Genomic DNA, 3,378 nt, shown 5'->3' on the forward strand with positions numbered 1-3,378 from the left:
GTGGACGAAGCGTTGCTGAGCCTGAAGGACAACCCGAGCTGGCAACTACTGGCCCGGATGCAGGCCCCCCGCCTGCACAACGTCTATACGACCAGTGGCTTGGTCATGAACCCCGCGGTGGACGAGCGGGCCATGCTGCGCTCGGCGGAGGGCGTGCTCATGGACATCCTCAGGATCTCGGCTGACAAGGCCGCCGGGATTGTGACTGTCGTTGGGGAGCGGAGTGCGTTGCAGAGTGCCCAGAAGATCAAGCAGAACGACGGCGTGTATCCCGAGGTATTGCAGCGTGTGGTGGGGGCAGCGGGGGTCACCGTCTCGCGCCGCGCCGGCAGTGACGCGACGGCGCCTCCGGCCCGCACCCTGCTCGATTCCCTGCTGTACTGGCAGGCCGACGTGCCCGTTGACGACAACGGCGACGCCATCGTGAGCTTTCCCATCAAGGATGGGCTGAGCCGCTTCCGGCTGGTGGCGGTGGCCAGCGCCGGCAGCGAGGACTTCGGCACCGGCGCGGCCCACCTGGACGTGATGAAGGACCTGCAGCTCACCGCCGGCCTGCCGCCGCGCGTCCGCGATGGCGACCGGTTTGCGGCGCTGGTGACGGTGCGCAACACGTCCGCCGGCCCCATCACGCTGGACGCCAGCGCCGGCCTCGCCGGCCAGGCCGCGCTGCCGGCCCAGGCGCTGCGCCTGGCGGCGGGCGAGGCGCGTCAGATCAGCTGGCAGGTGCGCGTGCCGCAGGGTGCCCAGGCCTTGACCTGGCGCTTCGCTGCGAAGGAACGCGGCGCTGCGGGCCGGCAGGACGTGCTGGAGACCACGCAGCAGGTCGAACCCGCCGTGCCCGTGACCGTGCAGGCGGCCACGCTGGCCCAGGTCAACGGCAGCTTTGACGTGCCGGCGTTCGGCTTCGACGGCGCCGGGGCGGTAGCCGGTACCGCCCGCGTGGCCGTGCAGTTGCTGCCCTCCCTGGCCGGCCAACTGGGCGGCGTGCAGGCTTGGCTCGCCAGCTACCCCTACCGCTGCCTGGAGCAGAGCGTTTCACGCGCGGTCGGCATGCACGACCGCAAGGCCTGGGATGCGGCCATGGCGGAGCTGCCGCGCTACCTGGACGAAGACGGCCTGGCCAACTACTTCCCGCCCGAATCCGCCCTCGCGCGGCTGGGCAGCGACACGCTGACCGGTCATCTGCTGGACCTGGCCGACGCGTCGGGCTGGCCCATTCCCGAGGCCGAGCGCAAGCGTATGCTGGCCGGGCTGGAAGGCTTTGCCGCCGGGCGCATCAAGCGCGCGTTCTGGGCGCCCAGCGAGGACGGCCTGGCGCGCAGGATCGGCGCGCTGGCGACGCTCGCGCGCTACCAACGGCTCGCACCCGGGCAGCTCGACGCCATCCGCGTCGACCCCGACGAGTGGACCACCCGCATGCTGATCGACTGGCTGACGGTGCTGAGGAAAGCCGATGCGCAGCCGGCCCTRCAGACTGCGGCCGCGAACGCACTGCGCGCTCGGTTGACCTACCAGGGGCGCCGGATGGTCTTCTCCACCGAGGCCCGCGACTACTGGTGGTGGCTGATGAGCCACGGCGACGTGGACGCCGCGCGCCTGCTGCTTGCCGTGGCCGACCTGCCCGATTGGAAAGCCGACCTGCCACGCCTGCTGACGGGGCTGCTGAGCCGCCAGCAAACGAACGGCGCCTGGGCCACCACCAACGCCAACGCCTGGGGCACGCTGGCCGTCGATGCCTTCGCGCGCCTGCTGGAGCCGGTGCCCGTGGCCGGCGAGACGCGCATCGCGCTCGGCCAGCAACGCAAGACGCTGAGCTGGAAAGAGCCGGGCAGCAAATCCTTCGACGCTCCCCTGGGCAAGGCCACCGACGCGCTGCACATCCAGCACTATGGCGCCGGCGCGCCCTGGGCTTCGGTGGAGGTGCGCGCCGCCGTGCCGCTGACGGCGCCGCGCTCAGCCGGTTACAGCCTGAGCCGCAGCATCACCGCCGTGCAGCAGAAGGTGCCGGGCCAATGGCATGTGGGCGACATCGCGCGCGTGCGCCTGAGCATCCATGCCCAGGTCGACATGAGCTGGGTCGTGGTGGATGACCCGGTGCCGGCCGGCGCCAGCATCCTGGGCAACGGCCTGGGCCGTGATTCCGCCGCTGCCCAGGCCGGCGAGCAACGCACGGGCAACGCCTGGCCGCTGTACCAGGCCCGCGACTTCACGTCGTTCAAGTCCTTCTATCGCCACGTGCCGCGCGGCGACTTCAGCCTTGAATACACGATCCGCCTCAACAACCCCGGCCAGTTCACTTTGTCTCCCACCCGCGTGGAGGCGATGTACGCGCCGGAGGTGTTTGGCGAGGCGCCGAACGCGGTGTTCGGCATCGAGCCGTGAGGCAGGGTCTGGCGCCGCCGGGCTACTGCGCCACCAGCTCCACGCGCCGGTTCCTCGCCCGCCCGGCCTCGTCGCCATTGCCCGCCACCGGTGCCAGGCTGGCCAGGCCCTTGGCGCTCAGGCGCTTGGTGTCGACCTTGTACGGCGCCGCGGTCAGGGCCAGTACGACGGCGCGGGCGCGCTCCATGCTCAGCGCCTGGTTGGCCTCGAAGCCGCCGACGTTGTCGGTGTGGCCGACGATCCAGGCCTTCAGCGTGGGCTGGTTCTTCAGCAGTTCGGCCATCGCGTCGAGCTGGGCCTTGGACTCGGGCTTGAGCTCGGTCTTGCCGGTGTCGAAGAACAGGCCGGTCAGCGTCACGCGACCCTCGGCGGCGAGGCCGGCCTGCAGCGCGGCGGGGTCCACCGTGACCTGGCCCGTCTCCATGGCCTTGGGCTCGACGACCTGCAGATAGGTGGCCACCATGCCGGTGGTGGCGTTCGCGGCCAGCGAGTTGTAGAGCAGCACGGTGGCTTCCTGGCCGGGCTTGCCCAGGGTGCCGACGAGCATGCGGCCCTCGTCGCCGGACAGGGCCGAGGTCAGGCTGTAGCGGCCGCTGCTGGGGGTGTCGACCGTGCCCTTGGCCCAGTTGAAGCCCTTGGTCGGATCGCTCTGCTTGAGCCAGGCGAAGTAGAGGTCGAAGCAGTCGCGCTCGCACGAGAAGCGCTTCTTGAAGCCGGCGGCATTCAACGCCTGCTCGTAGTTGCGCCACACCTCCAGCGCCGACTTGCCGCGCGGCGCGATGTAGACCGTCTGCGTGACCTTGCCCTCGAGGTTGAGCATCGGGTCCTTGAACTGCCGCTTGTCGGCCTTGGAAAGCTCGACGCTGGCGGGCAGCACGGCGGCGTCCCAGTTGGAGACATGCTGGCCGGCCAGCCATGAGCCGGCGAAGCGCCTGACGAGGGGGTGGTCGGCGGCGCCGGGCACGTCGGCGTAGGGTGCGTCGGCGGCTGGCGCGC

The 3,378-nt window shown here is 70.8% G+C and carries 2 protein-coding genes; one reads left to right on the forward strand and one right to left on the reverse strand.

Annotated features, from left to right (window positions below; all coding sequences use genetic code 11):
• The coding region (locus tag AC1DU6_RS24400) for an alpha-2-macroglobulin family protein (RefSeq protein ID WP_477860229.1) at window positions 1–2,382 on the forward strand (2,382 nt) is incomplete at its 5' end.
• A 22-nt stretch (window positions 2,383–2,404) separates the two neighbouring features.
• Here AC1DU6_RS24400 and AC1DU6_RS24405 read toward each other — a convergent pair.
• Window positions 2,405–3,378: OmpA family protein (locus AC1DU6_RS24405; RefSeq protein ID WP_477860231.1), on the reverse strand; the 974-nt coding region annotated here is incomplete at its 5' end.

The sequence above is a fragment of the Roseateles sp. P5_B10 genome (assembly GCF_056400485.1).